The sequence below is a fragment of the Lactobacillus sp. HMSC08B12 genome (genome assembly GCF_001808415.1).
In the GTDB taxonomy this organism is placed as follows: domain Bacteria; phylum Bacillota; class Bacilli; order Lactobacillales; family Lactobacillaceae; genus Lactobacillus; species Lactobacillus delbrueckii.
This window is the reverse complement of record NZ_KV793115.1, coordinates 1-1152: the sequence shown is the minus strand read 5'-3', so window position 1 is coordinate 1152 and position 1152 is coordinate 1. Positions and strand designations below refer to the sequence as shown.

1 protein-coding gene is annotated in these 1152 nt (G+C 43.7%); it reads right to left on the bottom strand.

What is annotated here, in order from left to right:
• Positions 1-1152: RNA-guided endonuclease TnpB family protein (locus HMPREF3168_RS01745; protein ID WP_070488181.1), on the bottom strand; the 1152-nt coding region annotated here is incomplete at both ends.

The window sequence follows — 1152 nt, the reverse complement described above, 5'->3', positions numbered from 1 at the left end:
TGCGTAACGATCTTCAAGAATCAACTTAACATTCTTGTATGGCATATATTTCGTTATTTTTTTGTCATCCGCTCTTTGCAAAATATTTACCGCTGCTGCTGTATTTGCGTTCATTTCACCACAATTTTGACAGACAGCCGTTTCATGATGTGCGCCTTTTCTTTTACTGAAATGCGCACCACATCTTGGGCAGAACTGAGAAGTATATGCTGGATTAACGTCAATGGCTTGAATTCCCAGACTGTCGCATAAATACTCGATACGTTTATCCAGTCTTCCTTTAGTCCATGACGACAGCTTGCGTCTCACTTTTGCTTCATAGCGGTTTGATGCTTTAGGCAATTTCTCTTTAGTAAAAGTCAGATCTTCCTTGACAAGAATATCTGGACCTTCTGCTACAAGCATCTGTCTAATGCTTGTATTCATCACCCGCTCCATGTTGCGTTGCTTTCTTTCATGTTGGCGATGGTAGAGCTTGCTACCAAGATGGTGTTCTTCAAGACGAGAAATTTGGCGCTCAAGACTTCCAATGCGGTGTCTGATACGTTTCTTTGTCTTAGCTGAATAATCCTTGGCTAACTTTTCCTGCAAGGCAGACTTTTCTTCTCTTAATTCCTTAGCTAACTGGATGTATTCATTGCGATTTGTATTGCGGTCATTGATCCGCTCAACTTCAGCGCTTACCAGCTTGCTGAAATCTGCTCCATATTCTTGACCACTGCTACATGAGATGAGAGTTGCCAATCCCTTGTCCATACCCAGTTGCTTTTGTGGCTTGCGAATATTATGGGCAACAGCTTTAATAGCACGATGAACTTCCAGCCGCTTCTTGTCTCGATCAAGAATGAGCTGGATGTCGCCACGTTTCTTCTTGTTGGCATAGCAGTATGGCCCTGTCAGCTTAAACTGCTTTTTCCTTCTGCATTTTGCCGTCATGATTTCTAGATAGCTTGAGCCAGCTTTTTCAACGACTCTCCACATCATTTCGTCACAGAGCATGCATCGTGCAGCCGTTGAATGAGGGTAGGGCTTATGTTTTCTGGTGAGGCGTCTGATATATCCAAAGCAGTGCCGAAGCTGTTCCTCGGATAAAGCGGCTCTTAGTGCGGGATACTGGCTCAGTTCTTCATTTGGCTTTGCTTCATTCTCACG